The 2,701-nt window shown below is 41.5% G+C and carries 2 pseudogenes; both read right to left on the reverse strand.

Annotated features, from left to right (window positions below):
• Positions 1 to 478 precede the first annotated feature (478 nt).
• Positions 479 to 1,491: pseudogene (locus JGK14_RS34175) on the reverse strand (ISAs1 family transposase).
• 48 nt (positions 1,492 to 1,539) lie between these two features.
• Positions 1,540 to 2,381: pseudogene (locus JGK14_RS33920) on the reverse strand (IS5 family transposase).
• Between the last annotated feature and the right edge of the window lie 320 nt (positions 2,382 to 2,701).

A 2,701-nucleotide genomic window follows, 5' to 3' on the forward strand; every position in this document is an offset into this window, starting at 1 on the left:
ACGATCTCCAATATGTACACCAACAATTTCCCTAGTCTGGGCATCCAATGCCAGCCAGACCCACTGCTGATTTCCTTTACTATCAACGAATGACCATAATACCATTTTTTTAAAGTTATGACAGACTTTTTCATTGAGCGGAAGCAGATAATTACAACGTCTTGTCGTCCTTTATCTCTATCGGATCTTTAGAAAAATGGTATAACTCATCCATCTGAACACTCAAGCGCTTTTTTTCCTTGGGAGTCCGCGACACTTGCTTCTTAACAGAAGCCGCTTGGCTATTAACGCAGGGCGAACGCATCTAAAGTTTATATTAGTATAATATGGTATATTGGAGAATAATTATTGAGTGCCTACAAAACATTTAAGCAGAGTTCGTTTTTATGTGCTGATACATGGGTGGATATCGAAAGTTACGGTCGAGCTAAATACGAATGGTTAAAGAAATTTTTAGAATTACCGAATGGCATCAGGGCTATTTCATTCTAAATAAAACTTTAAGCTGCTCAAGACCGAAGCTAGCAAGACGTTGTGCTTGTGCCATGTTATCGAAACCCTGGTCACGATAAAGGTTAAGGGCGAGATTGCGGGCCAAGGCAAAGAGGTTTGGTAGTGGCTGCACCCGGATGCGGGAAGCATCTTCGCCTTGGGTGACATCACGGACATAATGGACTTTATTCTCGACATGCCAGTAATCGCGAATCCGACGGGCAAATTGTTCGACCGTTTCATTCCAGGAACTGATGTAATAGCGCACTTGGGGTTTTTGAATCATCAGGAATTGCCCCTTGTGGAGATGCCGATAACTGGTGACACGGATAATACTGGTTAAGCCCGCCCATTGGTTCGCATCGGTGAGGGACTCTAGGGTTTGCCACAGTTCAACGGTACGTCGTTCGGTGCGACCATGACCCGATTCCACCGTATGGCAATGGAATTCGGCTTTGAACTGGGCTTTAACGGCTTTGAAAAAATTACCATGATTACCTTTCAGTGCGCCTAAATAGTGGTTTTCCGACGTGATGATTTGCGCGCAAGTTTTTTTTGGGTATTCAGGGCATCAAAGGCAAACACTACACCCCGTTGCGCTAAGTCTTTAATCACCGGGGGCAAGGCTGTAATTTCATTGCTTTTACAGTCCACTGGCTGAATCGGCAGAATCAATCCCCGCTCCACCACATAGACGGTGACTAATTGAATCGCCGGATGGGATTCGGTGGTGCTGGCTGGGGTATCGAGGTTGTATGAACCGCATAACACCTTCCCATCCATCGCAATTGTTTCGCCCGCCCTCGGCTCAATCTGAAAGAATCTCGCCAAACAACGACTATAGGCTTCGTAGTCCAGTTCTAACAGTACACGCCGAATCGTGCTGTAGTTCGGCAAGCGTGATTTCGGTGGTGTGAATAATTCCAGCAGTTCGGAACGATACCCCGACAGCCAATCCTGGAGCGCCAGAAAACCCCGACAGCCCGCACTGATCGCCAAGGTAAATAGACCTCTTGCAAAAAAAATCTATGCTATAATAAAAGATTTTCAATTTAATCCCCCTAGAGCTAACTCATAATTATAAATTGCTGATAACAAATTACAACGCAGACCATAACGGCGACGACGATTCCGATAACGACTCGACAATATTTTAAAAATTTTCAGACTCCGGTTAACGTGTTCAATGACAATTCGTTCTTGTGCTAGAGTTCGATTGTAGTCTTTTTCTAAGAGAGAAAGTTTCCCATTTTTAGGTTTCTTTCTAGGAATATAACTATTGGAATGATAATCTTTTATGCCTTGATACCCACTATCTTGTAAGCTATCTGTTTCGGGATGCAAATGAATTTTACTTTTTTAAAACAAGCTAAAATCGTGGCAATGTCCTTTCCCAAAAGCAGTGCAAATAATTGCTCCTGTCTCTTGATTAATGACCAATTGAGTTTTGAGGGTATGACATTTCTTATTGCCTGAGTAATATTTCTTCTGTTTTTTTTTGGTCGTTCAATAGCTGTTTCTGTGACATCAATCGCCACAACTGCTGGATAATCAGAGTTTTTGAGTAATGCTTTTTTCCCAGGAAGACGAAATTTTCCCGTTTTCATCTTTGTTGATTCGATGTCAATTACAATTCGGCAAATAGTTGATTCAGATACTCCCCAATTTGTCGCAATATGAAAATATGTTCGATATTCTCGCCAATATTCCAATGCGACCAAGACCTGTTCTTCAAGAGTTAGGATAGTCCCACGCCCTCTTCTGTCCTTAGGATTTTCTGACCTGAATTCTTCTAAGGCTTTAACCATTACTTTTAAGGTTTGAATTTTCACACCAAATCTACGTTTAAATTGATGAGATGTTAAATTTAGATAAGATTGATTTTTCATGATTTACTGATTGTGTAACAACCAATATAAGTTTCTAGTATCTTATCCTGTTTCTAGTAAGGCAAAAGTAAACATAAGTTAAGAGTTGGGATTCAATCCAGTAAAGCAAAACTTTCCATTATATCATAAAATTATTTTGCAAGAGGTCTAATAAGGCCAAACAGAGCGCTTGCTCATGGCGTAGTCCGGCTGTCCGGCGCAAATCGGGCAAGTCTCTAAAGGCTGGTTGACTGACAAAAGTCAGTCAAGATCGGGATAAAAGCTGACCCAGACTGGATTAAAGAGAAAAAGAGGGATAAACTGTTCTTAACCAAAAAACC

The organism is Microcoleus sp. PH2017_28_MFU_U_A, assembly GCF_020738035.1.
GTDB lineage: Bacteria > Cyanobacteriota > Cyanobacteriia > Cyanobacteriales > Microcoleaceae > Microcoleus.